The organism is Rhizorhapis suberifaciens (assembly GCF_014200045.1).
Lineage (GTDB): Bacteria > Pseudomonadota > Alphaproteobacteria > Sphingomonadales > Sphingomonadaceae > Rhizorhapis > Rhizorhapis suberifaciens.
Genome location: NZ_JACHOV010000003.1, coordinates 339,757 through 366,566 on the forward strand (window position 1 = coordinate 339,757; position 26,810 = coordinate 366,566).

The window sequence follows — 26,810 nt, forward strand, 5'->3', positions numbered from 1 at the left end:
CCCGGGCTTCTCGCCCGGGCTTTTTTCTTTGCTTGCGATCCCACCGGCGCCATTCTCTTCCAATATGATCGAACGTACCTTCCTCCACAATATTGATCTGCAGGCTGGCCAAGTCTCTCTCCTTTGGACCAATCCTCAAACTTTGCGGAAAGCCGCTTTTATCGATGGACGTAGTTCCTTGTCAGATCGGCAACCTCTTCAATTGCCCTTGTCTCAATTTTTAGAAGATGAAAAAGCGAGGGCACCAGAACCGCGTTATATTTTTCATATCGGTTTTTGCGGTTCCACACTCCTTTCGAGGTTGCTGGACGTGCCGGGGCAAGCGTTTGTTTTGCGTGAACCGAATTGCTTGGCGGGCATTGCAAATATTAAAGCCGGGCTAGCAAAGAAAGAGATTAATCATCCCCTCCTATTGCCAGCCATCGGGGCCACGAACCGCCATCTGGCGCGTCCATGGGCTGCTGCGGAACCTGTGATAGTCAAACCATCCAATTGGGTGAACAACATTTTGCCTGAGCTCATTTCTCAGCCAGGCGTTAAAGCCTTGTTCCTGACATCTTCCAGGCGAGAGTTTTTGGAATCCGTTCTTCGCGGAGGGCCGGCTCGACTCGCTTTTGCGGCGCGCGCCACCCTTCATCTGTCGAGTGAAGGAGGGGAATACGCGTTAGTGGTTGCAGATGCCCTGACTGTAGATGGAGATCAGTCAGGACGACTGGCGCGGCTTGCGCTGGTCCTTCATGCCATTCAGTTGCACCAGTTCAGAGTAGTTGCGGAGCGGTCCGGCTGGGGTGAAGACAAGTGGCTAGATTATTCTCATTTGGCCGCCGATCCTTTTGATGCCGCTATCCGCTCCACAAAAGCTTTGGACTTGGACATTCCACCCGGAGCAATTGCCAACAATATTGCACTATGGGGTGAGAGAGACGCAAAAGACCCTGGCGCATCTTTCTTTTCGGATCGAAATAGTCGACTGGCTGTCGATGTCCACGCAAAGCATGGAGCAGTGATAGAACAAGCCCTGGATTGGGCGGACCGGTTCCTCCCTTACTGATTCACGGCATTTGGGTACGCAGCCATCCGGTGATGGAGAGCCGATCGCTCCCGGCATAGGGAGCCACGAAGCTCACGCTATGTGGTTGCCCTACCCTGAACAGAACAAGATTGTTGAATCGCGGCACGATGGCTTGGGCAATTCCGCCTTGATGATCATTCAAGAGAAGCAGCCCACCCCATTCCGCCTGCCAATCTGCCGACAGACTTAGGACATAGGCGTAACTGCGGTGTTTCCCTCCTATAGCGTCATCGTGCCGGGTCAGAAAATCGCCAGCACGATAGCGTGTGGCTTGAGCATCGGCAAAAACGATCTTTGGTTCATCAGTGATGCTGCGAAAGAAATTCAGCGAGTCAGGCTCACACATGAAACGGGCAAAGCGGCTGAGCATGCTATTATCGCGCTCTCGCGAGGGCAAATCATCAGCTATCCTGATGGTATCATATTGGAATTGAAAACCGTGCGTGGCAGAAGAATAGACGGCGGCATCAAGCTTGCGTCGTTCTTCCGGATCCATCGTCACATAATAATTTGCGTCAGTTTCGAAGACCTTTTCTCTGCCATTGATCACTCTTTTCCAATCGGCGCGCGCGAGCAATTCCTGTTGGAGACTTGGCGCTCCGGCTTGGCAAAGAAAGTCCGCAATCTGCACGCAACCAGTTCGTTCAATGAGGCTCGCCAGTTTTTCCCGGTCGAGGCTTTGGTTGAACTCAAGGCGAGGTCCAGAGGTCAGCTGCTTTCTCATTCCATTCCATTCATTCTGCTCATCCGGCCTTTGACGTGCGTTAAGTTGGCGTCACACCACCTCCAATACCAGCGCGCCATCGCCCTCCTCGATCTTCACCGCCGTTCCGTCGAGCACATCGCCGCGGAGGATCATGTCGGCAAGCGGGTCCTGAAGGTATTTCTGCACGGCCCGCTTCAGCGGTCTTGCGCCATAGACCGGGTCATAACCGACGCGGCCAAGCCAGTTGCGTGCGCCTTGTGTCAGCTCCAGTTCCACCTTTCGGTCTTTCAGCAGCTTCTGCACCCGCGCTACCTGAATGTCGACGATCGGACCCATATGTTCCTGACCAAGGCGGTGGAACAGGATGATTTCGTCCAGACGGTTGAGGAATTCCGGTCGGAAATGGGCCCGGACAACTTCCATCACCTGCGGCTCAACATCCTCCACCTTCTGCCCATCGGCAAGGTTGGAAAGATATTGGCTGCCCAAATTGGACGTCAGGATGATCAACGTATTGCTGAAATCCACCGTCCGTCCTTGACCGTCGGTCAAACGGCCGTCGTCGAGTACCTGGAGGAGCACGTTGAACACGTCGCTATGCGCTTTTTCGACCTCATCGAACAGCACGACCTGATAGGGACGCCGCCGCACGGCTTCCGTTAGCACGCCGCCTTCCTCATATCCCACATAGCCCGGAGGCGCGCCGATCAGGCGGGCGACTGAGTGCTTTTCCATAAATTCGCTCATATCGATGCGAACCATGGCGTTGCTGTCGTCGAACAGGAATTCGGCGAGTGCTTTGGTAAGCTCGGTTTTGCCGACGCCCGTCGGACCAAGGAAAAGGAAGCTGCCCAGCGGCCGATGGGGATCCTGAAGCCCCGCGCGACTGCGGCGGACGGCGGTGGAGACGGCCTTTACCGCATCCTCCTGGCCAATGACGCGCTTGCCAAGCTGGGTCTCCATGTTGAGCAGCTTTTCGCGCTCGCCTTCCATCATCTTGTCCACGGGTATCCCGGTCCAGCGAGAAACGACCGAAGCAATATCTTCGCCGGTCACTTCTTCGCGCAGCATCGCGCCCTGAGTGACGCCTTGGGCCTCGGCAAGTTGCCGTTCAAGCTGTGGAATCGTACCGTAGCTGAGTTCGCCCGCTCGGGCTAAATCGCCATTGCGCTGCGCCTGTTCCAATTCCAGACGGGCGCCGTCAAGTTGTTCCTTGAGCTTCGCCTCGCTCGCGATCTTGTCTTTTTCGGCTTGCCAGCGTTGCGTCAGTTCGGAGGACTGCTGTTCCAGATTGGCAAGGTCCTCTTCCAAAGCGGTCAAACGATCCTTCGATGCACGGTCCGTTTCCTTCTTCAGCGCCTCACGCTCGATCTTGAGCTGGATGATCCGCCGATCGAGCGCTTCGATCTCTTCCGGTTTGCTTTCCACTTCCATGCGCAGGCGGCTCGCCGCCTCGTCCATCAAATCGATAGCCTTGTCGGGCAGGAAGCGATCGGTGATATAACGATGCGACAGCGTCGCCGCGCTGACGATGGCGCCATCTGTGATCCGCACGCCATGATGAAGCTCATATTTCTCTTTAAGGCCGCGCAGTATGGAGATGGTGTCCTCCACCGTCGGTTCGCTAACGAACACCGGCTGGAAGCGTCGCTGGAGCGCGGGGTCCTTTTCAACATGTTTGCGGTATTCATCCAGCGTGGTGGCCCCAATGCAGTGCAGTTCGCCACGTGCAAGCGCAGGTTTCAAAAGATTGGATGCGTCCATCGCGCCCTCGCTCTTGCCCGCACCGATCAGCGTGTGCATCTCATCGATGAACAGGATGATGTCGCCTTCAGCGCCCCTGACTTCATCCAATACGCCTTTCAGGCGCTCTTCGAACTCCCCGCGATATTTGGCGCCCGCGATCAGGCTGCCCATGTCGAGCGCCATCAGGTTGCGGCCTTTCAAAGAATCCGGCACGTCGCCATTGGCGATGCGCAGCGCAAGCCCTTCTGCAATGGCGGTTTTGCCAACGCCGGGTTCACCGATAAGCACCGGATTATTCTTGGTGCGGCGGGCAAGGATCTGCACTGTGCGCCGGATCTCCTCGTCTCGCCCAATCACCGGGTCAAGCTTTCCCTCCCGAGCCATTTCAGTGAGGTCTCGCGCGAATTTCTTCAGCGCGTCATAGCGGTCCTCGGCGCTTGCCGTGTCCGCAGTGCGGCCTCCACGCAGCTGATTGATCGCGCCATTCAGCGCCTCAGCCTTGATGCCCGCATTGGCCAGGGCCTTGCCTGCCGCGGTGGTGGTGGCGAGGGTCAGAGCCAGAAGAATACGCTCTACCGTGACATAGCTGTCGCCCGCTTTTTGCGCGATCTGTTCGGCTTGGTCGAGCACGCGTACGCAGTCATTGTCCAAACCGGGAGTCTGTTGCGCGCCTCCGCCGGAAACTCCCGGAATTTTGGCGAGCGCCGCATCCGTCTCACGCAATGCAATAGCAGGGTCGCCGCCGCTTGCGCGGATAAGCCCCGATGCCATGCCCTGTTCGTCCTCAAGTAGTGCCTTCAGCAGATGTTCAGACGCAATCCGCTGATGATTGAGCCGGATGGCCACGGTTTGCGCTGATTGGAGGAAGCCCTTTGCGCGGTCAGTGAATTTTTCGAGGTTCATACTGCCCTGTTCCTTTCCGCTTCGAGATAATGTTGTATTTTTACAACACAAGAGTGGAACTCAGAAAATGCTTCATGCCCGTCATACCGGTTGCGCCACCTAAGCGCGCCGCTATTCTCCCCCGTTCGGCCTGCCCGAAATGAAAACAAGGATCCGACATGTTTCGCCGTTTCACCCTCGCACTTGCTGCCTCGGCTTTCGCAATGTCGGCATCCTTTGCAGCAGCGCAAGAGCCTGCCCCTGTTTCAGAGCTAATTTCCGCGGTGAACATTCCCTATAAGGAATTCACCCTTAAAAACGGCCTGAGGGTCATTGTGCATGAAGACAGGAAAGCGCCCATCGTCGCGGTGTCGGTCTGGTACAATGTGGGGTCGAAGAACGAACCCCAAGGCAAGACGGGCTTTGCGCATCTGTTCGAACATCTGATGTTCAACGGTTCTGAAAATGCTTCAGGCGATTTCTTCGAGCCGCTTCAGCAGGTTGGAGCGACGGATTTCAACGGCACGACCTGGTTCGATCGAACCAATTATTTCGAGACGGTGCCGACATCTGCCTTAGAGGTGGCTCTGTTCCTGGAAAGTGACCGCATGGGCCATTTGCTGGGCGCGGTGACACAGGAGAAGCTGGATAACCAGCGCGGCGTTGTGCAGAACGAAAAGCGGCAGGGTGACAATCAGCCCTATGGCCTAGTCGAATATGCGCAGCTTGCCGCACTGCTCCCGCCGGACCATCCCTATGGCCACAGCACGATCGGCTCCATGACCGATCTCGACAAGGCCAGCCTTGGTGATGTGAAGGGATGGTTCATCGACCATTATGGCCCGAATAATGCCGTTCTGGTGCTGGCGGGGGATATCGACCCGCAGCAGGCAAAGCGGCTGGTCGAAAAATATTTCGGCGACATTCCCAGGGGCAAGCCTGTTCCCCCCGTTTCCGTGTCCGTTCCCACCCTGTCTGCCCCCAAGTCAGAGGTGATGAAGGATCGCGTGGCGACTACTCGCCTCTATCGCAATTGGATTGTGCCTGGGCTGAACGATCCGGAATCGCTGCCGCTTGAAGTCGGCATGAGTGTCCTTGGCGGCCTTGCCAGTTCGCGTCTCGATAATATTCTGGTGCGGGACGAGCAGCTTGCTGTGCGGGTGACCGCGGAGGTCCAGGAATTCTCTCAGCTTGGCATGGTAGAAGTTACCGCCGATGTGAAGCCAGGTATCGATCCCGAGGTGGTTTCAAAGCGGCTGGACGCCATCATGACGGATTATATCGTCAAGGGCCCGACCGCCGATGAAGTGCGGCGCATGGCGACGCAGTCGGTTTCCGGCCGCATTTCAGGACTGGAGCAGGTCGGCGGCTTTAGCGGCAAGGCCGTCGCGCTGGCCGAGGGGGAACTTTATTCGGACGACCCTGAATTCTACAAGAAGCGCCTAGCCGCGCTCGCCAAGGTAACGCCCGCTTCCGTCACCGCGGCGATGCAGAAATGGCTACGCCGGCCGGTCTATGCGCTTCGGGTGGTTCCGGGCGACCGCGACGCCTATGAGGAGGCCGCTGCGTCCAAGGGTAGCCGGACGGGCGTATTGTCGTCGCCCGCTTTCTATAAGGCGCCCGATGACGAAAGTGGAGGCTCGACCGCAGCCCGGACGCCCGTAACCTTCGTGGACCGCAGCAAATTGCCCGACGTGGGCCCGACGCCCAATGTCGATTTTCCGGCCGTTGAGACCACGACGCTGTCCAATGGCGTCAAGGTGCATTTCGCCCGCCGCGCGACCATTCCGGCCATTCGGCTTTCGGTGGTTTTCGATGCCGGAAACGCCGCCGATCCCAAGGACAAGCTGGGCACCCAATCGCTGATGCTTTCCCTGCTGGAGGAAGGCACGACCAGCCGCAACAGCGTTCAGATCGCGGAGGAGCAGGAAAGGCTGGGCGCGAGTATCAGTGTTGGCGCCAGCATGGATCGGACCAGCGTCTCCATGTATGCGCTGATGCCCAATCTCGCGCCATCGCTCGACCTGATGGCGGACATCATCAAGAACCCGGCCTTTGAGCCGCGTGAGTTGGAACGGATGCGGGCGACCCAGCTTGCCCGCATCGCCAGCGAGAATACCCAGCCGATGAGCATCGCGCTTCGCACCTTGCCGCCGCTGTTGTTCGGGAAGGAGCATCCCTATGGCGTGCCCTTCACCGGTACGGGCGATCCGGCGGTGGTGGAGAAGCTCACCCGCAATGACCTCGCCGGCTTTCATAACCGTTGGATTCGGGCTGATAATGCGGAGATCTTCGCGGTCGGCAATACTAGCCTGGCAGAGCTGAAGCCGTTGCTGGAACGATCATTCGGCCTGTGGCGCATGACCCGCGATGTGAAGGGGGAGAAGAACTTCGTCGTCAAAACACCGCCGAACCAGCAACGCATCATCCTGGTCAATCGTCCGCAATCGCCGCAGTCGGTCATCCTGGCGGGCGAGGTGCTGGACGCCAAAGGTACGGACGAACTGGTGACGCTGATTGCCGCGAACGATGTACTTGGCGGCAATTTCCTGTCGCGGATGAACATGGACCTGCGCGAAACGAAAGGCTGGTCCTATGGCGTGCGGGGCAGCATCAACCGGGTTCAGCACGACATTCCCTATATTTTGAGCGCCCCGGTGCAGGCCGACAAGACCGGCCCCGCCATCGAGGCGCTGAAGACGCAGATGAAGGAATTCATGGGCGCCAAGGGCGTGACGGAGTCCGAGCTTGAACGCACCGTCAATGGCAGCGTTCGCGAACTTCCCGGGAGCTATGAAACCTCCGCCGATGTGGTCGGTCAAATGCAGCGGGATCGGCTTTACGACCGGCCGTTCGATTATGTGGAGGGCTTGGCGGACAAATATCGCGCCCTGACCGCCAAAGGCCTTGACGCCGCCGCTCGCGCGGCCATTGATCCGGACAAATTCACCTGGGTCGTCGTTGGGGACAAGGCCAAGGTCATGGGTCAGCTTGAAGCGCTCGGCATGCCCATAACCGTAGTGGAAGCCCCTGGCAGCGCCCCGGCTGTATCCAAATAATGATCTCGCCAGCAGGAGACGAAGAATGGCAACGGTAGACGGCGCTTATGATTGCATCACCAAGACGCCGATGGGCGATCAGCAGTCGGTGTTCACGGTGATCAGCAATGGCGGCACATTCCACGGCACCAATGCGGGACCGCTAGGATCGCTCGACGTCAAGGATGGCAAGGTCGACGGCAACAAGCTGGCCTGGAAAATGGAAATGATCGTGCCCATGCCGATGACGCTGATGGCCGAGGCTGTTGTGGACGGCGATACGCTGACAGGTACAATCCAGGCCGGGGCTTTTGGCGCGATGGCGATGTCAGGAAAACGGCGAAGCTGAGGTTCAGAGCATGGCTTAGCCTAGTCGGTGCCCATGCTGCATCCTTCGGCTCCATCCATCAGTCGTAATCGAGCCTGGGAAAGAACGCGCCTCTCCCTTCGGGTGTCATATCGAGGAGGCCCCAAAGCGGGCTCGCCAAGTCGCCGGACCGATGATCCTGATCGGGTTCGGGGCGCGAGAAGCTTAGCTCGGAGCCCCAGAAATGTCTGATCCTTCCCTCTTCCCGGCGGAAAACGTTGTAGATGGTCTCGTCCCAATCTTCGCCGTCGGGAACGCCATGGGCCTTGCGCATGTCCGGCGATAGTTTCGATGTGTCCCCAAAATAGTCGGCATCATAGCTGTTGCCGTCGGTGGAAACGAGTTGAAGATGATCCCAGCCGCGTTGATGGGCCCACGCCACCAGACGAGCGAGCGGCGATTTCGCGACGATATATAAAGCCGCTCGTTGCCCCAAATGCCGAGCAGCGCCATCCATGCCATCAAGCAGGTTTGTGCATCCAGGGCAGGGACGTTCGCGGTCGGGCCCATACATGAAGCTGTAGAGGATCAGTGTGTCATGGGTCCCAAAAAGTTCTGACATGCGGACCTTTTCAGGCATGTTGTTTGCCCCGAGGCGTTCGAACACATAATCTTCGGGCACCTCACCGCCGGAAGGCAGGGCGCGACGTTGCGCCGCCACTGCCTCGATCTGCGCACGCAGGGCTATCTCCGCTTCGAGCAGCGCGTTGCGCGCGTCGCGATACTGGGCGCTCTCATTGGGGTAAGACAGATGAGCCATCGCTGAACCTTTCCAGATGCCCGCTGGTGAAAGGGGAACAGCAGCTAGGGCTCAAGGTTCCCGTTGGCGGCTCCAGCGATACTCCCTGGCAGGGCGAAGCAGCTTTACGGCTCGCGCCCAAACATGGACGTTCCGCCCAGTAAACCAACACCGACAGAGCGTTCGCGGAGCAGAAGTTAAGCCGCGATAGTATTCTCTGGCATGAGAAAGGGTGCAACAGCGGCCGTCGCTTGCTGTATATAAAGCGCCTTCTCTCCCACTGGCGCGACGTAGTGCATTGCTTCCTCGGCATCGCGCATGGAAGCGCCACGAGCGATCATCCAAGTCGCCAGATATTGTGAAGCAAGGCAGCCTCCGGCCGTTGCCACGTTGCCATGTGCGACAAAGGGAGCATCAATTACCTTCACGCCGGCCTCAATTACCCAAGGCTTCGTCGTCAGGTCGGTGCAGGCAGGCAGATCGCCGAGCAGTCCTAGTTTCGCGAGCAACAAAGTGCCCGAACATTGCCCGGCAATGAGCTGGCGCGACGGGTCGAGCCTGATGCGAGACAGCAGATCGCCGTCTGCTGCAATTTCGCGGGTCTTAATGCCACTGCCGATCAAAACGGCGTCGGCTTCGGCCGTATACTCCAGGGGCTTCTGACGCTGGACAATGACGCCATTCATGGACGTAACCTGTTGTGTGGGCGAAGTGATATGCGCCGCCCAACCATGCGCCTTCATGCGGTTGAGGATTGCTGCCGCGACGAACGAGTCCAGTTCATTGAACCCCTCGAACGTCAAAACCGCAATCTGCATGAACGCTTCCTCCAACAACCTGTTCGAAAGCGTGCATAGCTGAAGCTGGGGCGAAATGCACGGCAGCTATCAACGGGCTTCTCTATACAAGTCCAGAAGCCACAAAATAGCCCGCCGATCAGCCGACCGGCGGGCCATCTTTCGTCAGGCCGGAGCCTTACTGTACCGTCACGGTTACAGCGCGGCGGTTCTGGGCCCAGGCGCTTTCGTCTGAGCCGGTCGCGGCGGGGCGTTCCTTGCCATAGCTGATGGTGCTGATGCGCGCTTCGGGGATGCCCAGCGAGACCAGGTAGTTCTTGGCGGCATTGGCGCGGCGTTCGCCCAGCGCAAGGTTATAGTCGCGGGTGCCGCGTTCGTCGGCATGACCTTCAACGGTGACGCGAACATTGGGATTGGCCTGCAGCCATTGAGCCTGGCTTTGAAGCGTGGCCTGGTCCTGGGCATCGACATCATATTTGTCGGTGTCGAACAAAATCCGGTCGGACGACACGCTCGCCATGAAATCTTCCTGGCTGCCCTTGACCGGGCCGGATGACGGCGGGGTGTAGGGAGCCTGCTCCGACTGTGCGGGAGCGGGGGGAAGTTCGGGCGGTGCTTTCTTGGCGCAGGCCGCCAGCGCCAGGATGGACGTCGCGATAAGCACATTGCGGGTCGTTCTATTCATGTTTTTCTCCTTCGAACTAAAAACGAATGCCGCCCCCCGGAAACTGGAGGCAATGGTTGTTTGTATTTGTTACGCAGTCAAGATGAATCAGTTCCCGCCGCTCATGGCAGCAGCGGGCCCCAGGCTGGATCCGAACCGTCAATGGGCGTCGGCAATTTGCGTTCGTTGACGCCGGTAAGATCGACTTGCCAGATCTCGGACTTGCCGGTCTTGCCCTGGCTGGTCCGGAAGAACTGGATGACGCGGCCATTGGGCGACCATGTGGGGGCTTCATCCTGCCAGCTATTGGTCAGCAACCGTTCGCCCCCGCCCGAGGGCGTCATCACGCCGACGCGGAAATTGCCCACAATCTTCGTGAAGGCGATCAGGTCGCCGCGCGGGCTCCATTCGGGAGTGGCATAGCGCCCGCCGCCAAAGCTGATGCGGTGCTGATTGCCGCCATTGGCATCCATGACATAGATCTGCTGCGATCCGGAACGATCGCTTTCAAACACGACCTTCGACCCGTCGGGAGAATAGCTTCCTCCGACGTCGATGCCCGGGGTATTGGTCAGACGGGTCGGCGTGCCGCCGCTGGCGGAGACGCGATAGATGTCGGTGTTACCCGCCACCGCCATGGAAAAGAGAATGGTCTTCCCATCCGGGGACCAGCGCGGGGCGAAGGTGGGATTGTTGCTTTCGGTCACCAGCCGCTGCTTGCCGGTGCCGATGTCATAGACATAGATGCGGACGCGCCGGCCGATATAGCTCACATAGACGATGGAGCCATAGTCGGGCGAAAAGCGCGGGGTCAGCGCAATACTTTGGCCATTGGTGATGAAGCGGTGATTGGCCCCGTCGCTATCCATGATGGCAAGCCGCTTGGTGCGGTGATCCTTGGGGCCGCTTTCGGCGATATAGGCAATGCGGCTGTCGAAGAAAGGCGATTCACCGGAGAGCCGCGCATAGATGGCGTCCGCGCATTTATGTGCCGCCCGCCGCCATTCGCGCGGAGCGATGACATAGCCGGCGCGGGTCAGCTCCTGCTTCAATGCGACGTCATAGAGGTAACAGCCGACGGTCAGCTCGCCATTTGGATTGGCGCGGACGAAACCCTGTACCAGCGCCTCCGCGTTGGAACTCGTCCATGTTGGGAAGTCGGGCATTGTGACTTCGGGGAAAGTGATCTGCTTGACGCCAGCAGGACCCATGGGGCGGAAAAGGCCGCTGCCGCGCAGGTCGGACGCGATGACTTCCGCAACCTGCCGCCCGAGAACGGTGGTGGAGCCGGCGGGGGTTTCGACATTCTGGTCGCTCGGCATGGCGGGGACGGCGATGCGAAGGTCGCTGTCGATTTCGCCGGTCACATCGACGCTGAGCTGGGCCGCCGCAGGACCAGCGGAGGCCAACAGGGCCGTAAACGCGGCTAGGACAATCTTCATTATCTTCATCGGGCAAGCCTTCCGTCAAAATTGAGCGGCTTCAGCCACTTCCATTCATCATAAAATTCGGGGGGGAGGTTCTTGAATGGCGAGGCGCGCATGACCGCCTGGACGGCGCGTTCCTGATGGAGCTGAACCTGGCCCTCATTGCTGGCGGTGATGCCGGTGGTTCCCACGACCTCGGGCTGTCCCCGCACGGAACCGTCGCGATTGAGATAAACGCTGAGCTGCGTCTTCAACAATTCCGCGTCCGCGCCCGAAGGCGGCTTCCAGAAGGGCTTCAACTGCCGGTAAATTTCGGCGTTGAGGCTGGCGACTTGAGCGCTGCTCATCTTTTCAGCGGGCGGCGTGACTGCCGTACCGGTTTGCCGTTCCGTCTGAATTCCCTTCAGGAAATTGTCACCGAGCCGTGACCCGCGTGCGCGCTTTTCCGGCTGCGGCTTGGCCTTGGGCGGCTGGGGCCTGGCTTCGGATTTTTTTGGCGGAGCAGGCTTGGGTTTCGCCTTTTCAGCGGGCTTGGGCGCGGGGGTGGGCTCTATCTTTGGAGGAGCAGGGGTGGGCTCCGCTTCCGCCGGCCGCATCGGCTCCGGCTCGGCGTCCTCGGTCGGGCCCACTTCGGGCGCCTGACTCGCGCGCATTTCCTCCCGCGAGATCTTCGGTGCGGCCATTTCAAGACCGACCTCATCGACCAGTTGAACCTCAATGGGCGGCGTCCGAAGTTTCAGGGGATTTGGCGTCGAGAGAAAGCCGACGGACAACACGCCGAACAGGAGCACATGTCCCGCCGTCGCTATGCCAAGGCCAATTTTCTCAGCGCGCTCCATGATCCGGCTGTCCTAGCTCTTGCCGGATGAATCGGTGCTGACCAGCGCCACACGGTTGAGGCCCGCGCGATTAAGCTCGCCCATCACCATCATCACCTGCCCATAATCAAGCACGCGGTCGGCGCGGAGATAGACCTGCGGCGCTTCCCCTCCATTGCCCTTGTCCCGCTTGATCTGGTCCAGCACATCGGGAAGGTCCGACATCGCCGTCTCTACGTCATTGACATACACGCGTCCGTCAGCGTCAAGCGACACCTGTACCGGCTCCTGACTCTGCTCCAGCGCTTTCGCACGGTTCTCAGGCAGGTTCACGGGCACGCCTGTGACAAGCAGGGGTGCTGTCACCATGAAGATGATGAGCAGCACCAGCATGACGTCCACCAGCGGCGTCACGTTGATATCCGCCATCGGCGTGCGGCGGCGGCCGTGGCGGCCCGAGGGAAGACCACCCATTGCCATTATCGGTTGCCCTCAAGCTCTCGGCTCAACGTCGTGTAAAAGCCGTCAGCAAAGCGATTGAGCCGGGATTCGAGCCGGTTAATGCCATGGCTGAAGCGGTTATAGGCGACCACCGCCGGAATGGCGGCGAACAGCCCGATGGCGGTCGCGAAAAGCGCCTCGGCGATGCCGGGGGCCACGACCGCAAGGCTGCTGTTGTTTTCCGCCGCGATCGAGGTGAAGCTGCGCATAATGCCCCAGACGGTGCCAAACAGGCCGACAAAGGGAGCGACGCTGCCCACCGTGGCCAGGATATTGAGACGGTCGGACAGATGATCGACCTCCGACGCCACGGCGGCGCTCATGGCCGTGGAAAGCCGGTCGCGTGTGCCTTCGCGATCGACCGCGCTCCCCTTGGTGGAACGCCGCCACTCCTTCACGCCAGCCGCGAAGACCTTTGCGCTGGGCAAATGGGAACGGTCGTGCAGGTCGTAAAAGCGGTCGATATCTTCCGAGCGCCAGAAATCATGTTCGAATTTATCTGAGGCCTTCTTGGTCTTGGACAGTTTGGTCGCGAAGCTCAGAATGATTGCCCAGGTCCAGATGCTGGCGAACAGCAGCCCCAGCATGACAAGCTTCACCACTATGTCCGCCTGCATGAACAAGGCGAAGGGAGATATGGTCGCGGCCTCGGTCATCAAGGATATCGACGGAAGCGATGCACTCATAAGCTGATATCTTCCCCATTCTGAAGACGTGTAAAAATGTCGATCCAGGCTTTTGGTTGCCGCTGCGGCCGACCGCCGGGCGACAAATAGGCTGCGGTTACTTCACCGTCGGTCAATATCTGGTCATTGCATATGACTGTCTGATGAATGCGGCAACTGGCGGCGCGGATTTCCACAACCTTGCTGACCACAAGCAAATCGTCGTCGAGCTTTGCCGGGCGCTTGTAATTTATGCTAAGATCGGAAAGAGCATAGACACCATTCCCATTTTCATGGCCCTGACGCTGGTCGATGCCTACGAGGCGCAGCATGTCGGAGCGCGCTCGTTCCATATAGCGAAGATAATTGGCATGGTAGATCATGCCAGACAAATCGGTATCCTCGAAATAGACATGGACCGGGAACTCATGCACTCCCTCGCGGAACCGGCCGGTTGCTGGCTTTAGTGGAGCGGGTGCGATCATGGCCCATTCAGTAGCCGGAGGGGGACTCGGCGCAAAGCGATAATGTGCAGTCCGGCGCGTTAATCCAACAGCCGGTCTTGCTAAAACATGGCTGTTTATCCGAAAGAATTAGCTGTGCTCTGCCTTCCAGGCAGCAGGAATTCAATCGAATAGCCCGCCCTGATCCAGATCCGCGGGAGGAACCAGCCCCAAATGCTTCCATCCCCTGCCGTTGAGGCAGCGGCCGCGGGCCGTTCGGGCGATGAGGCCGAGCTGGATCAGATAAGGTTCGATGACTTCCTCAATCGTGTCGCGTGGTTCGGACAGACCGGCCGCAAGCGTTTCCACGCCTACTGGTCCGCCCCGGTAAATATCCGCGATCATATGAAGATAACGGCGGTCCATGGCGTCCAGTCCCAGATTGTCGACCTCCAGCCGGGTAAGCGCCGCATCTGCCGCCTTTGCGTCAACTACGGGCTGGCCTGCGACATTCGCGAAATCGCGCACCCGGCGCAACAGCCGTCCCGCGATGCGGGGCGTCCCTCGTGCGCGACGGGCGATTTCGTGCGCGCCATCCTCGGCAATGGCAAGGTCGAGCAAGCGGGCCGCGCGTCGCACCACCAGCTCCAATTCTTCCACGGTGTAGAAATTCAGCCGCACCGGAATGCCGAAGCGGTCGCGAAGTGGCGTGGTCAGCAGCCCCTGACGGGTCGTTGCTCCGATCAAGGTAAATTGCGGCAGATCGATACGCACGGAACGCGCCGAGGGGCCTTCGCCGATCATCAGATCCAGCGCGCGATCCTCCATCGCCGGGTAGAGCACTTCCTCCACCGCTGGATTGAGGCGGTGGATCTCATCGACGAAAAGGACGTCGCCCTCGTCCAGATTGGTGAGGAGCGCCGCCAGGTCGCCCGACTTGGCGATGACTGGACCAGAGGTGGCGCGAAAGCCCACGCCCATCTCCCGCGCGACGATTTGCGCCAGCGTGGTTTTGCCGAGTCCCGGCGGTCCAAAGAACAACACATGATCCAGCGCCTCGCCCCGCGTCTTCGCCGCCTCGATAAAGATGCGCAGATTCTCCCGCGCACCCTTTTGCCCGACGAATTCATCCAGGGTTTTAGGCCGTAACGCGGCGTCCACATCCTCGGCGCGACGGGCAGGGGTGATGATGCGGTTGGCGTCGGTCATCGACTGCACTTACCCTGTTCGGCATATCCACGAAAGCGCAGAACGGGCTGACGCTGATCTCTTATCCTCCTCACTTCGCCGCCTTCTTAAGCGCCAGTCGCACCAAAGCGTCGAGCGTCGCGCCGTCGCCCAGGTCTGCTTCCGCCGCCGCCACGGCTGTACTAGCCTCTGCAGGACGGAAGCCCAGATTCTGCAACGCCGATACGGCATCGGCCGCGTGGCTGCCGACTGGTGCTGCGGACGATCCTGCAGCCATGCCGGGACCGATCGCCGCTGCGCCGATTTTGTCTTTCAGCTCATTGACGATCCGCGCCGCCAGCTTTGGTCCCACACCATTGGCGCGTCCGATCATCGCCTTGTCGCCGGTTGCCACGGCGCGGTGCAGCTCTGCGGGTCCGAGTGCCGACAAGATGGCGAGCGCCACTCGCCCGCCCACGCCTTGAACGCTGGTCAGCAGGCGGAACCAGTCGCGTTCCTCCGCGCTGGCAAAACCCATCAGGCGAATCGAATCCTGACTCACCAGCATTTCGGTATGGACGGTGCAGGCTTCGCCCACCGGGCCCAGGGAGGCCAGCGTCCGGGACGACGCGGCAACCAGATAGCCGACACCCTGCACGTCGATGATGGCATGATCGATACCGGTGCTGTCCAGCAAACCCTTCAGTTTTGCAATCATCGTCCCCCCAGCCTCCTAGCGCTCGCCATATGATGCGCATGCGTGATCGCGACGGCAAGCGCGTCCGCAGCGTCCGCTCCTGCAATTTTTGCGCCCGGGAGCAAGCGTGAAACCATGGCGTGAACCTGTTCCTTGGCGGCGTTGCCGACGCCGACGACCGATTTTTTCACCAGCCGCGCCGCATATTCGCCAACCTCAAGCCCGGATCGGGATGCGCCCAGCAAAACCACCCCCCGGGCATGGCCAAGCTTCAGGGTCGATTGCGGGTTGTTATTGACGAACACCTCCTCGACCGCGGCGCTGTCCGGCTTGTGCTCCAGCAACAGGTCGGTGAGGGCTAGGTCCAGTACCAGCAGGCGGCTGGCGAGGGGCATGTTGCTGTCGGTTTTGATTTGGCCGTTACCAACATGGGAAAGGCGATTGCCGTCCGCAGCGATGACGCCCCAGCCGGTTGTCCCAAGACCGGGGTCAAGGCCGAGGATGATCATGAAAGAGAACGTTCGTGCGGGGCGAAGTCGGGACGCATCCGCACCCGGTCAGCGTCTCTCGGATCCGCATGGGGCAAACGGGTTTCTCCCTCAATGCTAACCGAGCTTCTCCATCACCTCGTCGGCAACTTCATAATTGCCCCAGACGGTCTGCACGTCGTCATCATCGTCAAGGGCATCGATCAGTTTGAAGAGCGATTGCGCGGCGGCCTCATCCACATCAACCATCGTCTGCGGCTTCCATGCCAGCTTCGCGCCTTCGGCTTCTCCGAGCACCGGCTCCAGCGCCTTTGCGACCTCGTGCAGCATGTCCTGAGCCGTCCAGATTTCATGCTCATCATCGTTGGAGGCCACGTCTTCCGCGCCTGCCTCCAGCGCGGCCTCGAACACCTTGTCCGGATCGCCTGCCTTGGCTGGATAAGTGATGAGGCCCAGGCGGTCGAAGCCATGGCTTACAGCGCCTGAAGCTCCAAGATTTCCGCCATTTTTTGAAAAGGCAGTCCGGACATTGGTCGCTGTGCGATTGCGGTTGTCAGTCAGCGCCTCTACAATCAACGCCACGCCGCCGGGGCCGAAGCCCTCATAGCGAATTTCTTCATAATCCTCGCCACCCGCCTGGCTTGCCTTGTCGATGGCGCGCTGGATATTGTCCTTCGGCATCGACTGCGCCTTGGCGGCATTGACGGCCAGACGCAGGCGCGGGTTCATGTCCGGATCGGGCATACCCATCTTCGCCGCCACGGTGATTTCGCGGCTGAGCTTGGAAAACATCGCGGAGCGCTTCTTATCCTGCGCGCCTTTGCGATGCATGATGTTCTTGAATTTGGAATGGCCTGCCATGGGTCTGGGTTCTGGTCTGCGAGTTGAAAGATAATGGGCGGCCTTACACCAGCGCGCGTCAAAAGGGCAAGCGCCGCTCGAACTGGAGCAGTGCCGCCTTCAGCCTTGCCGGGTTATCCGCCTCTGAACGGGGCCGGAGCTTATTCTATACCTAGAGCCGCCTTATAGGTTTCGAGAATCGCTTCCATTTCCTGTCGGTCATGCACCGGCATCTTACGCAGCCGAACAATCTGCCGCATGATCTTTACATCATAGCCGTTTGACTTCGCCTCGGAATAGACATCCTTGATGTCGTCGCCGATGCCCTTTTTTTCTTCTTCCAGCCGCTCAATGCGCTCGATGAAAAGGCGCAGCTGGTCGGCCGCGACATTGCCTTCGCTCATATTATCTCCGTCAGGTCATGACAGGCCGGGATCGGCCCTCGAATGAATCAGTGGCGAAGCCTCTAATGGCTTCCGGCATTCTTCGCCACGCTTTCCTTCATTCGGTCCAACTGCTCGGGTGTGGCCTCTCCCTGATATTTCGCTTTCCATTCGGAATAGGGCATGCCGTAGACGATTTCCCGCGCCTTTTCCTTACTGAGCGCCGGGTCCGCCTCGGCCAGCCAGTCGGCCAGGCAGTTGCGGCAGAAACCTGCAAGCCCCATCAAATCGACATTCTGCGCGTCTTTGCGATGCTGCAAATGTGAAAGCAGTCGCCGGAAAACCGTTGCGGCGGCGGCATCATTCATTATGTTGTCGGGCAAATCCGTTCTCCTTGTCGTGCAGCTGGGAAATTCAATCATTCCATAGGTCGCCCTCATATAGAGGCGGCCCTTAATGCGCAGGAGCAGGTGTGACCAAGAAAATAAGTCCAAGATCGCGCAAGGTTCGCATTTTGGCGACGCTGGGCCCGGCCAGCAACAGCCCTGAAATGATCCGCAAGCTGTATTTAGCAGGGGCTGATGCCTTCCGGATCAACATGAGCCATGGCGATCATGCCGACCATGCTGCCCGGATAGAAGCCATAAGGGGGCTGGAGAAGGAATTCGGCCGTCCCACCACCATATTGGCCGATCTTCAGGGGCCAAAACTGCGCGTCGGCACATTTGCCGACGGTGTCGCCGTTCTGAAGGTCGGAGCGAAGTTCAGGCTGGACCGCGATGAAACACCAGGCGATGCGACCCGGGTCAACCTGCCTCATCCAGAGATTTATGAGGCATTGGAGCCGGAGACCCGGCTGCTGCTCGACGACGGAAAAATGGTGTTGCGCGTCAAGTCGGTGACGCATGATCGTATCGAGACGGTGGTCGAGGTTGGCGGGGCGCTATCCAACCGCAAGGGCGTCAACATTCCCGATGTCGTGGTGCCGCTCGCAGCCCTGACCCACAAGGATCGTCGAGACCTCGCGTTCGCGATGCAGCAAAAGGTCGACTGGGTCGCGCTGTCCTTCGTGCAGAGGCCGGAGGATCTCGCCGAAGCCAGGCGGCTGATGGGCGGCTATGGCGCGCTGCTCGCCAAGATTGAAAAGCCCGCCGCCGTGCAGCGCCTGGACGAGATATTGGAGGTTTGCGACGCGGTGATGGTGGCGCGCGGCGACCTGGGTGTTGAACTGCCGCCTCAGGCCGTGCCGCCGCTGCAGAAACATATCGTGGCTAGCGCTCGCCGCGTTGGTAAACCTGTCGTCGTCGCGACGCAGATGCTCGAATCGATGATCAAGTCGCCGACCCCCACTCGCGCGGAAGTGTCGGACGTCGCAACCGCCGTTTACGATGGGGCCGACACGATCATGCTGTCCGCTGAAACCGCCGCCGGGGACTGGCCGGAAGAAACGGTCACCATCATGAACAGCATCGCGCATAGCGTGGAACGCGACCCCGGCTATTTCGCGCGGCTTCATTTTACCGAAACGAAGCCGGATGCCACCACCGCCGACGCGCTGGCAGAAGCGGCTGACAGCATTACCCGCACGGTTTCGGCAAGCGCGATCATCTGCTTCACCGCTTCAGGCAGCACGGTGCGCCGCGTATCCCGTGAAAGGCCCGTTCCGCCTATCCTGACCTTGACCCCGCGCCTCGATACCGCCCGGCGCATGGGCCTGCTCTGGGGGGTTCATGCCGTCCGGACCAAGGACATCGGCAGCTTTGAGGAAATGATCGCCAAGGGTCGTCGCATGGCGCTGCGCAGCGGCGTTGCCACGGCGGGCGACAAGGTCATCATGGTTGCGGGCGTTCCCTTCGGTACGCCGGGTTCCACCAATGTGCTTCATGTGGCGACGATCACGGGCGATGAATTGAAAGGACGCGACGAGGGAGAATGAGGCGGGCGCAGTCCTTTTCCGAAATCTAGGAACGTCCTTCCGGCCTTGATTCTTCTCCTGTTGCGGCGCAGCATAAACCTATGGCGACTAATCAACTTATCACGCAAAATCCGGACGTCCGTTTCTTGGGACGCCTTTTGGGAGACGTGATTCGCGCCTATGGCGGCGACAAGCTGTACCGTCAGACCGAATATATCCGTTCCGCGTCGGTCGACCGCGCGCGGGGAGTGGCAGGCGCGGATGTGGTCGATCCCGGCCTTGATGCCCTGAGCCTTGATGACACCATCAATTTCGTGCGGGGCTTCATGCTTTTTTCGATGCTCGCCAATCTGGCCGAGGATCGGCAGGGCGTGACGGTGGAACCCGGCGCGGATGTGGCCTCCGCGCTCAAGCGCTTGAAAGAGCATGGCGTTGACGCCGATCAGGTCATGGCGCTGCTCGAAAAGGCCTTGATCGTTCCTGTTCTCACGGCGCACCCGACCGAGGTGCGGCGCAAGAGCATGATCGACCATAAGAACCGCATCGCTGAACTCATGCGGATGAGGGATGCAGGCCTTACTGAAACTGACGTGAACGATAATATCGAAGAAGCGATATATCGTCAGGTTGCTTTGCTCTGGCAGACTCGTCCGCTTCGGCGCGAGCGCCTCTTTGTGGCGGATGAGGTGGAAAATGCTCTCACGTACCTCAGCGAGGTTTTCCTGCCTGCGCTACCCGCGCTCTATGCCCGATGGGAGCGGGAGCTTGGCCACCGCCCGCCAAGTTTTCTGCGTGTGGGAAGCTGGATCGGCGGCGATCGCGACGGCAATCCTCATGTGAATGCGGAGTCGTTGCGCCTCGCTTTGTCGCGCGCTTGTGCGTCTGCCATCGCTCATTATCTCGACGCGCTCCATGCGCTGGGCGCAGAGCTTTCCATCTCCACCGAGATCGCCGAGGTGCCGGAGGCGGTGCAAGCATTGGCGGACAAGAGCGGCGATGATGCCCTTAGCCGCAAGGATGAGCCCTATCGGCGGGCCATATCGGGCATATATGCGCGCCTTTCGGCTACATATGAGAAGCTGTGCGGCAAGGCTCCGCCGCGGCCCAGTGCCTTGCCGGCGGAACCCTATGAATCGCCCGGCGAACTTCGCTGCGACCTTGTCACCGTGGCGGCTGGTCTCAGGAGCAAGGGCGATGGCGCGCTTGCCACCGGCGGCGCGCTGGGACGGCTTATCCGCGCCGTGGAGACCTTCGGCTTTCATCTCGCTACGCTGGATCTGCGGCAGAACAGTGATGTGCATGAGCGCGTCGTTGCGGAATTGTTGAAGGAAGCGGGTGCCGAGGCCGACTATAAGAGCCTGGATGAATACGCCCGTATCGCGCTGCTGCGCAAGGAACTGTCCACCAACCGACCGCTCGGCAGCCGCTTTGCCCAATATTCGCAGGAAACTACTTCGGAACTGGAGATCATTCACGCGGCGGCGGAGGCGCACCGAATATATGGGCCGCAATCCATCATCGCCTATAATATCAGCAAGGCCGAAAGCGTGTCCGACCTTTTGGAGGTCAACATCCTGTTGAAGGAGGCTGGTCTTTGGCGCGCGGCGGAGAACGAGCAAGAGTCCTATGCGCCGATCATGGCAGTGCCGCTATTCGAAACCGTGGCAGACCTTGAAAACGCGCCTGAAGTCATGGCTGCCTATTTCGGCCTGCCGGAAATCGATGCTCTGGTGACGGCGCGTGGGCATCAAGAGGTGATGATCGGCTATTCCGACAGCAACAAGGACGGCGGCTATCTGACCTCCACCTGGTGCCTCCATCAGGCTAGCAAGGCGCTGGAGTCGATCTTTGCGCGCGCCGGAACGGCGATGCAGCTTTTCCACGGCCGTGGCGGCGCGGTGGGCCGGGGCGGCGGCTCCTCTTTCGCCGCGATCCGTGCGCAACCGCCGGGCACGGTGCAGGGGCGCATCCGCATTACCGAACAAGGCGAAGTTATTGCCGCCAAATATGGCACGCGCGATGTCGCCATGGCCAATCTGGAGGCAATGACCAGCGCCACCCTTCTCGCCAGCCTGGAGCCGGAGGCGCTGTCGGATCGCGACGCCGCGCGCTTCTCCACGGCTATGGACCAGCTGTCTGCGTCTGCCTTTGCCGCCTATCGCGGGCTTGTCTATGATACGAAGGGGTTTCGCGACTTCTTCCGTCAGATGACCCCGATTTCGGAAATAGCAGGTCTCAAGATCGGATCGCGTCCGTCCAGCCGGACCAAGAGCAACCGGATAGAGGATTTGCGCGCCATCCCCTGGGTGTTCAGCTGGGCGCAAGCTCGCGTCATGCTTCCCGGCTGGTTTGGGGTGGGACAGGCGCTCGCCGCTTTTAAGGATAAGGCGCTGCTTGCCGACATGGCGAATATCTGGCCCTTTTTCCAAGCGACCCTGGCCAATATGGAAATGGTGTTGGCGAAATCCGACATGGCGCTGGCCGCGCGTTATGCGGGCCTTGTGAACGATCAGCAGCAGGGCCAGGCGATCTTTGGCCGTATCCGTGAGGGGTGGCAGCAGGCGCATGACGGACTGCTCGCGATCACTGGTCAGTCCCGCCTGTTGGAAAACAACGCGGCGCTCGACACCTCCATACGCCTCCGCCTCCCCTATATTGAGCCACTGAACCTGTTGCAGATCGAGATGCTCAAGCGACACCGCAGCGGAGAGAGTGATCCCCGAATACGGGAGGGCATTGAGTTGTCGATCAACGCGATCGCGACGGCGCTGCGAAATAGTGGGTGAGGGCGGGACACTACCATTCCGCTTCTGTAAGCGGTAAGGCGCTTGACGGAGATCATTTTTAGCCAGCCGCCATGCGACTATGAAGAATTCATGGCACATTATTGAGGCAAAGAGGTGCAATTGCGAATGGTCCTCGCTTCGTTTCATACCAGCCCCACAGTCCCAGCCATGCGGAGTCCACGGATGGTGCGCGGCTCTCAACTCATTTCCCCTCAGCGCTGCGGCTCGTCCGCAAGCTCGACCCAGACTGGCGCATGGTCGCTGGCCTTCTCCCATCCTCGGACACTTGAATCCACCTGGGCGTCGACCAGCCTGTCTGCCAGTTGCGGGCTGAGGAGCAGGTGGTCAATGCGCAGGCCAGCGTCACGCCCATAGGCATTCCGAAAATAGTCCCAGAAAGTGTATATCACCTCATTTGGGTGAAGCGTGCGCAGGGCATCCGTCCAGCCTTGGCTGATCAGCCGAAAAAAGGCGGCCTTTACCTCCGGCGCGAATAGGGCATCGTCCAGCCAGCGCTCGGGTTTGTAGACATCAAGATCGGTTGGCATGACGTTGAAGTCGCCCACCAGCATTACCGGCAAGCCAGAGCCGATCAGTTCAGCGGCATGATCGATGAGGCGATCGAACCACCGCAACTTATAGTCGAATTTCGGACCGGGGCGGGGGTTGCCGTTGGGAAGATAGATGCCGCCGATCAGGATGCCGTTGATGGCAGCCTCGATATAGCGGCTTTGCGTGCCATCCGGATCGTTGGGAAGGCCGCGTCGGGTTTCATGAATTGCTCCCACCCGGCTCAGGATCGCGACGCCGTTCCAGCTCTTCTGGCCATGCCAGATCGCCTCATATCCAAGATCGCGAATTGCCCCTTCTGGAAACTTCTCCTGCGGTGCCTTCAACTCTTGCAGGCAGACGATGTCGGGCCGTTCCTCCTTAAGCCATCGGAGCAGGACCGGGAGGCGGCCATTAACGCCGTTCACGTTGAAGGTCGCGATCTTCATCTTCGAGCCGGCACCCTATCAGGAAAAGGCAGAGGAGGCGAGCGGCGGCTTTTTCGGCGGCGCCCCGCATAAACTGCGGCAGGACAGGGCTATGGCTCAGGCACGAAGTTCACAAGAAAAGGCCGATGGTTTATCCGCAGCGGATGAAACTGCCAAAGACCCCTTAAAAAAGGCCCGGCCGAAGCCGGGTCAGCTCAGGGTCGCCACAGAAAAAACCATCTGCTAAATAATCGGTTCCACCTTCCTCAAGATAATTGAGTGAATTGGCCAGGGTGCTCGTGGCACTAACTTGAGTATATGCCTTTTGTTATAGATCAAGGCGTATCCAAATAGTCTTTATAGGAACTATGTTGTGCACTTCTACGCCATAAAAGTCGGAATGTTAGCAAAAATTACAACTATACGTTGTGCTCGTCTTCATGGAAGCTCTCACTCATGGACGAATACCTTCGGCAGCGCGGGCGGTGGCTACTAAAGCGAAAGCGTCGTTCTCGCTGGCGTTGCATCCTTTTGGTGATGCTGGAAGGGCCGATAATCGGCTTGGCCTGGGCCAGTGCAAATTCCTCTGAACTTGAAACAGGAACAAGCGCTGCTGCTTTTGGTTTTCCGGCGGAGCACCGTTTTAGAAACTGCGTCGATGCCCGACTGGCGGGGAGGGGACCAATATTTCATGGCGAAGCCGACTATCGTTCGATCCTTGACGGACAATGATGGGATCGCATGTGAGCCGGCCATCGACCAATTATTTTAGGGCGGCTCCTCAACCTTACTGCTTCCGTTTCTCGGCCGCATTCAGATTGTGCTCGTCATAACCGTGAAGCGCTCTATGAGGCATGGCATTCCCATGCTTCCAAAGCCGCCGCCTTATCACGCCGCCTGGGTGTACAACGCAGTTTCGCGGGCAATCAGCACATCTGCCAAAAACCAAAAGGCTTCTCCCCAGGCTGCGAGCACGGCATCGTCAATCGCATCACCCAGTACATCCTTTATTGCCGGCAACAGGGCATTGGCGACCGCCGGGTAATGTTCCGGCCTGACGTTGGTTTCAACATGCCGCGCGGCCATTCGTTCGATGGCGGGTACGAGTGCCCCAAGCTTATCGGCATTTTCGGCGAAAGCCAGGATGGCCGCCGCAAGCCGCTTCGGTTGTTCGCCAGTTTGTTGTGCGGCCTCGTCGAATAGCGCCTTGATAGCCGGGTCGACGAACAAGCGTTCATACATGCGCGTGGTGATGGCGACGCCATGCTGGCGAAGAGACGGAGCGGTGGATTTGATGATGGCGATGGTTTCCGACGAAAGCGGCTTTGGCACAGCTGTCTCCTTCGGGCGAAGCCCGCTTGCTGGTGATAGGACCCGGACGGGTTCCCGACTTCTACCGGCCGCCACATCACGCGAAATACGGGCTAATACGTAGATGGGGAAATGCATCTCAGAGCACCCGCGTTCGCGGCAGTCGTGGAACGGATCCAGCGCGTCCAACCAAGCTGGATGCGGAATTTGTCGTTCGGCTCAGTCGCACATGGTTTATGTCCGTGCGGCGTTACGACCCCGCCTTTGGTGCAATAGAGATGAAACGCCCATTGTTTCTATAGACCCTGGGCGGTGTTCTGCTGTTCACCTGGCAGACGCGGGGGGGGGGGGGGGGGACGCTTGAGGCCAAGATGTTCGCAGCATGGCGCCCTCATATTCGCGGCGGAACAATCCCCGACGCTGCACTTTAGCCCGCAATGTGGCGCTCTATATCCTCTGGCAAAACATCTTGTCCGCTGCGATTCTTGACGCAGGAATGTCAGAGACGGTCGCGCGCCACGCATGGAGAGCAGTCAATTCGGGGGCGATCGGCAGTGCGACCGCATCGGCGAACATAAGACCGCTGAACAAGGTTATATCCGCCATCGAAAATTTCTCTCCGGCAAGGAAAGGCTGTTTGGCCAGAAGCTCGTCGAAATAGGCCATATTCTTCACCGCATATGCGCCGCGCCGCTGGCCCCACTCGTGTGCGCCCTCCCAGTCGGGCATGCGCCAAGGACGCAATGCAGGTCCAAGACCCGGCGTACCGTAATGAAAATAATCATCGACGGCGTCGAGCACCATCATCTCAGCCCGGCGCTGCATCATATGGATCAATCCCTTTTCTCGCGGGGTGCGGCCTGTAAGTGTCGGGTTGCCGTCGAGATTGTCCAGATATTCGGTGATGGCTGCCGATTCGGAAATGATGGTACCGTCCTCAAGCTCCAGGACCGGTATCTTGCCGATCGGGTTCATGGCCAGGAACGAATCCTGCTTTTGCTGCGCCGAAATCAGGTCGACGCTGACGAAATCGATCTGATCCTCGAGCCCTTTTTCGGCGATTACAATGCGGACGCGCGCCGGGTGAGGGGCGCCTTGGCGGTCATATATCTTCACAACTTGATTCCTGCCTACCTATCGATAGCTAGTGTGGTTACTCATATCGTTTCTGGTGTCAATGCCTAGCTGTCGTGCGCATGTAAGCTATCGATCCTGGCTGGCGATCAGTGCCAGCAAGGATAATCTAGGCCCATTTGGCCAGTGAACATGCCTACATTAAAACCCATCCGGTTGGCGGTTTGGGAAGCGGACGATCTTGCCGATGTTTCCGCCCCAGATAGTGTCACCGGCGTAAGCAGGTCAGGAACATCGGCGCGCGCGTGAATGTTCAGAAGGGCCGGGGGCGCTGCCCCCGGCCTATCTCCTGCCGATGGTCCGTCGCTTGAAGCTTGCTCAGCGGCTGTACAACTCGATGCCGCAGACGGTTTTTAATAGCTTTTCGGCAAATCGAGCACTTTTTCGGCGATGAAGCTCATGATGAGCTGTTCGGTAATCGGCGCGATGCGGGTGATCGCGGCTTCCCGGTACAGCCGTTCGACATGATATTCCTTCGCATAGCCAAAACCGCCATGCGTGGCCACGGCCTGCCAGCAGGCATCGTGACCGGCGCGGCCGCCCAGAAATTTTGCGCTATTCGCCTCCGCCCCGCACGGGCGCCCGCTATCGTAGAGTTCGGCGGCGCGCATCGCCATCTGCCACGCGCTTTCGAGGTACATCCAGCGTTCCGCAAGCGGGTGCTGTATGCCCTGGTTCTGGCCGATGGGGCGATCGAACACCACGCGTTCGCGCGCATATTTTGCCGCGCGGCGCAGTGCATCCCGGCCCAGACCAATGGACTCCGCCCCAATCAGTATCCGTTCAGGATTGAGGCTGTGGAGAAGGTAGGAAAAGCCCTTGCCTTCCTCGCCGATCCGGTCCTCTTCGGGGATGAACAGGCCGTCAATGAAGATCGCGTTGGAATCCACCGCCTTGCGCCCCATCTTCGGAATCTTGTGAACATCGATCTTGGCGCGGTCCAGGTCGGTATAGAAGATCGACATTCCGTCGGTCGGCCGCGCGCAGTCCTCATAGCGGGTGGTGCGCGCCAAAAGCAGGATCTTGCTTGCGACCTGCGCGGTGGACGTCCAGACTTTCTGCCCGTTGACGACATAGCCGCCAGGAACCTTTTCCGCGAAGGTCTTGATGCGGGTGGTATTCAGGCCTGCGTCGGGTTCGGTGACGCCGAACGCGACCTGATCCTCGCCGGAAATCAACCGGGGCACCCAGCGTGCTTTCTGCTCGTCCGTGCCTTTCACGACGATCGGGTGAGGGCCAAACAGGTT

General features: G+C 59.4%; 26 protein-coding genes. 6 read left to right on the plus strand and 20 right to left on the minus strand.

Features of this window, described 5'->3' with window-relative positions; all coding sequences use genetic code 11:
* The first annotated feature begins 64 nt into the window (after positions 1-64).
* Positions 65-1,051: a hypothetical protein gene (locus HNQ99_RS05805; protein ID WP_184474678.1), complete on the plus strand. Its 987-nt coding sequence runs from the start codon at positions 65-67 to the stop codon at positions 1,049-1,051.
* Position 1,052: 1 nt separating this feature from the next.
* On the opposite strand, the gene HNQ99_RS05810 is transcribed toward HNQ99_RS05805, so the two are convergent.
* Complete coding sequence (locus tag HNQ99_RS05810; RefSeq protein ID WP_184474679.1) at positions 1,053-1,796, minus strand: 2OG-Fe(II) oxygenase family protein; 744 nt, start codon at positions 1,794-1,796, stop codon at positions 1,053-1,055.
* A gap of 51 nt (positions 1,797-1,847) precedes the next feature.
* Entirely contained in the window at positions 1,848-4,427 is a 2,580-nt protein-coding gene (gene clpB, locus HNQ99_RS05815) for an ATP-dependent chaperone ClpB (protein ID WP_184474680.1), read from the minus strand.
* Between the two features lie 158 nt (positions 4,428-4,585).
* On the opposite strand from clpB, the gene HNQ99_RS05820 reads away from it, so the two are divergent.
* Entirely contained in the window at positions 4,586-7,465 is a 2,880-nt protein-coding gene (locus HNQ99_RS05820) for a M16 family metallopeptidase (RefSeq protein ID WP_184474681.1), read from the plus strand.
* Positions 7,466-7,490: 25 nt separating this feature from the next.
* Positions 7,491-7,793 (plus strand): hypothetical protein, encoded by a 303-nt coding sequence (locus HNQ99_RS05825; RefSeq protein WP_184474682.1) that lies wholly within the window; start codon positions 7,491-7,493, stop codon positions 7,791-7,793.
* 58 nt (positions 7,794-7,851) lie between these two features.
* On the opposite strand, the gene HNQ99_RS05830 is transcribed toward HNQ99_RS05825, so the two are convergent.
* From HNQ99_RS05830 to HNQ99_RS05895, 14 genes are all read right to left on the minus strand, one after another.
* The gene (locus HNQ99_RS05830; RefSeq protein ID WP_184474683.1) at positions 7,852-8,571 is read right to left on the minus strand and encodes a DUF899 family protein; all 720 of its coding nucleotides are present in this window, start codon (positions 8,569-8,571) and stop codon (positions 7,852-7,854) included.
* Between the two features lie 176 nt (positions 8,572-8,747).
* A complete protein-coding gene (locus tag HNQ99_RS05835) occupies positions 8,748-9,368 on the minus strand; it encodes a DJ-1/PfpI family protein (protein ID WP_184474684.1) in 621 nt (206 codons plus the stop codon).
* Between the two features lie 157 nt (positions 9,369-9,525).
* On the minus strand, positions 9,526-10,032 hold the full coding sequence (pal, locus tag HNQ99_RS05840; RefSeq protein ID WP_184474685.1) for a peptidoglycan-associated lipoprotein Pal: 507 nt from the start codon (positions 10,030-10,032) through the stop codon (positions 9,526-9,528).
* 101 nt (positions 10,033-10,133) lie between these two features.
* The gene (gene tolB / locus HNQ99_RS05845) at positions 10,134-11,462 is read right to left on the minus strand and encodes a Tol-Pal system beta propeller repeat protein TolB (RefSeq protein WP_184474686.1); all 1,329 of its coding nucleotides are present in this window, start codon (positions 11,460-11,462) and stop codon (positions 10,134-10,136) included.
* Positions 11,459-12,277, minus strand: coding sequence for a cell envelope biogenesis protein TolA (locus tag HNQ99_RS05850; RefSeq protein ID WP_184474687.1), 819 nt, complete (start codon positions 12,275-12,277; stop codon positions 11,459-11,461). The genes tolB and HNQ99_RS05850 overlap by 4 nt, the downstream gene beginning before the upstream one ends.
* 12 nt (positions 12,278-12,289) lie before the next feature.
* Complete coding sequence (gene tolR, locus HNQ99_RS05855) at positions 12,290-12,736, minus strand: protein TolR (protein WP_184474688.1); 447 nt, start codon at positions 12,734-12,736, stop codon at positions 12,290-12,292.
* Complete coding sequence (gene tolQ, locus HNQ99_RS05860; RefSeq protein ID WP_184474689.1) at positions 12,736-13,443, minus strand: protein TolQ; 708 nt, start codon at positions 13,441-13,443, stop codon at positions 12,736-12,738. The genes tolR and tolQ overlap by 1 nt, the downstream gene beginning before the upstream one ends.
* Entirely contained in the window at positions 13,440-13,907 is a 468-nt protein-coding gene (locus tag HNQ99_RS05865) for a YbgC/FadM family acyl-CoA thioesterase (protein ID WP_184474690.1), read from the minus strand. The genes tolQ and HNQ99_RS05865 overlap by 4 nt, the downstream gene beginning before the upstream one ends.
* 141 nt (positions 13,908-14,048) lie before the next feature.
* Positions 14,049-15,074, minus strand: coding sequence for a Holliday junction branch migration DNA helicase RuvB (gene ruvB / locus HNQ99_RS05870; protein ID WP_184474691.1), 1,026 nt, complete (start codon positions 15,072-15,074; stop codon positions 14,049-14,051).
* Positions 15,075-15,144: 70 nt separating this feature from the next.
* A complete protein-coding gene (ruvA, locus tag HNQ99_RS05875; protein WP_184474692.1) occupies positions 15,145-15,750 on the minus strand; it encodes a Holliday junction branch migration protein RuvA in 606 nt (201 codons plus the stop codon).
* Positions 15,747-16,238 (minus strand): crossover junction endodeoxyribonuclease RuvC, encoded by a 492-nt coding sequence (gene ruvC / locus HNQ99_RS05880; RefSeq protein ID WP_184474693.1) that lies wholly within the window; start codon positions 16,236-16,238, stop codon positions 15,747-15,749. The genes ruvA and ruvC overlap by 4 nt, the downstream gene beginning before the upstream one ends.
* Positions 16,239-16,334: 96 nt before the next feature.
* Complete coding sequence (locus HNQ99_RS05885; protein ID WP_184474694.1) at positions 16,335-17,078, minus strand: YebC/PmpR family DNA-binding transcriptional regulator; 744 nt, start codon at positions 17,076-17,078, stop codon at positions 16,335-16,337.
* A gap of 140 nt (positions 17,079-17,218) precedes the next feature.
* Positions 17,219-17,461 carry a DUF2312 domain-containing protein gene (locus HNQ99_RS05890; RefSeq protein ID WP_184474695.1) on the minus strand — a complete coding sequence of 81 codons (243 nt, stop codon included), beginning with the start codon at positions 17,459-17,461 and terminating at the stop codon, positions 17,219-17,221.
* 62 nt (positions 17,462-17,523) lie between these two features.
* Positions 17,524-17,808 (minus strand): DUF1244 domain-containing protein, encoded by a 285-nt coding sequence (locus HNQ99_RS05895; RefSeq protein WP_407692304.1) that lies wholly within the window; start codon positions 17,806-17,808, stop codon positions 17,524-17,526.
* A gap of 104 nt (positions 17,809-17,912) precedes the next feature.
* Between HNQ99_RS05895 and pyk the strand changes: the two genes are divergently transcribed.
* Positions 17,913-19,376: a pyruvate kinase gene (pyk, locus tag HNQ99_RS05900; protein ID WP_184474697.1), complete on the plus strand. Its 1,464-nt coding sequence runs from the start codon at positions 17,913-17,915 to the stop codon at positions 19,374-19,376.
* Between the two features lie 80 nt (positions 19,377-19,456).
* Positions 19,457-22,141 carry a phosphoenolpyruvate carboxylase gene (ppc, locus tag HNQ99_RS05905; RefSeq protein ID WP_184474698.1) on the plus strand — a complete coding sequence of 895 codons (2,685 nt, stop codon included), beginning with the start codon at positions 19,457-19,459 and terminating at the stop codon, positions 22,139-22,141.
* 212 nt (positions 22,142-22,353) lie between these two features.
* Here ppc and xth read toward each other — a convergent pair whose 3' ends face one another.
* Positions 22,354-23,139, minus strand: coding sequence for an exodeoxyribonuclease III (gene xth / locus HNQ99_RS05910; protein WP_184474699.1), 786 nt, complete (start codon positions 23,137-23,139; stop codon positions 22,354-22,356).
* On the opposite strand from xth, the gene HNQ99_RS05915 reads away from it, so the two are divergent.
* A complete protein-coding gene (locus HNQ99_RS05915; protein WP_184474700.1) occupies positions 23,120-23,365 on the plus strand; it encodes a hypothetical protein in 246 nt (81 codons plus the stop codon). The genes xth and HNQ99_RS05915 overlap by 20 nt on opposite strands.
* A gap of 641 nt (positions 23,366-24,006) precedes the next feature.
* Here HNQ99_RS05915 and HNQ99_RS05920 read toward each other — a convergent pair.
* The 3 genes from HNQ99_RS05920 to HNQ99_RS05930 form a co-directional block, all read right to left on the minus strand.
* Positions 24,007-24,450, minus strand: a complete 444-nt coding sequence (locus tag HNQ99_RS05920; protein WP_184474701.1) for a globin domain-containing protein — start codon at positions 24,448-24,450, stop codon at positions 24,007-24,009.
* A gap of 426 nt (positions 24,451-24,876) precedes the next feature.
* On the minus strand, positions 24,877-25,545 hold the full coding sequence (locus tag HNQ99_RS16895) for a glutathione S-transferase family protein (protein WP_184474702.1): 669 nt from the start codon (positions 25,543-25,545) through the stop codon (positions 24,877-24,879).
* A gap of 371 nt (positions 25,546-25,916) precedes the next feature.
* Positions 25,917-26,810 (minus strand): acyl-CoA dehydrogenase family protein (locus HNQ99_RS05930; RefSeq protein ID WP_184474703.1); only part of this gene is annotated, 894 nt, incomplete at its 5' end.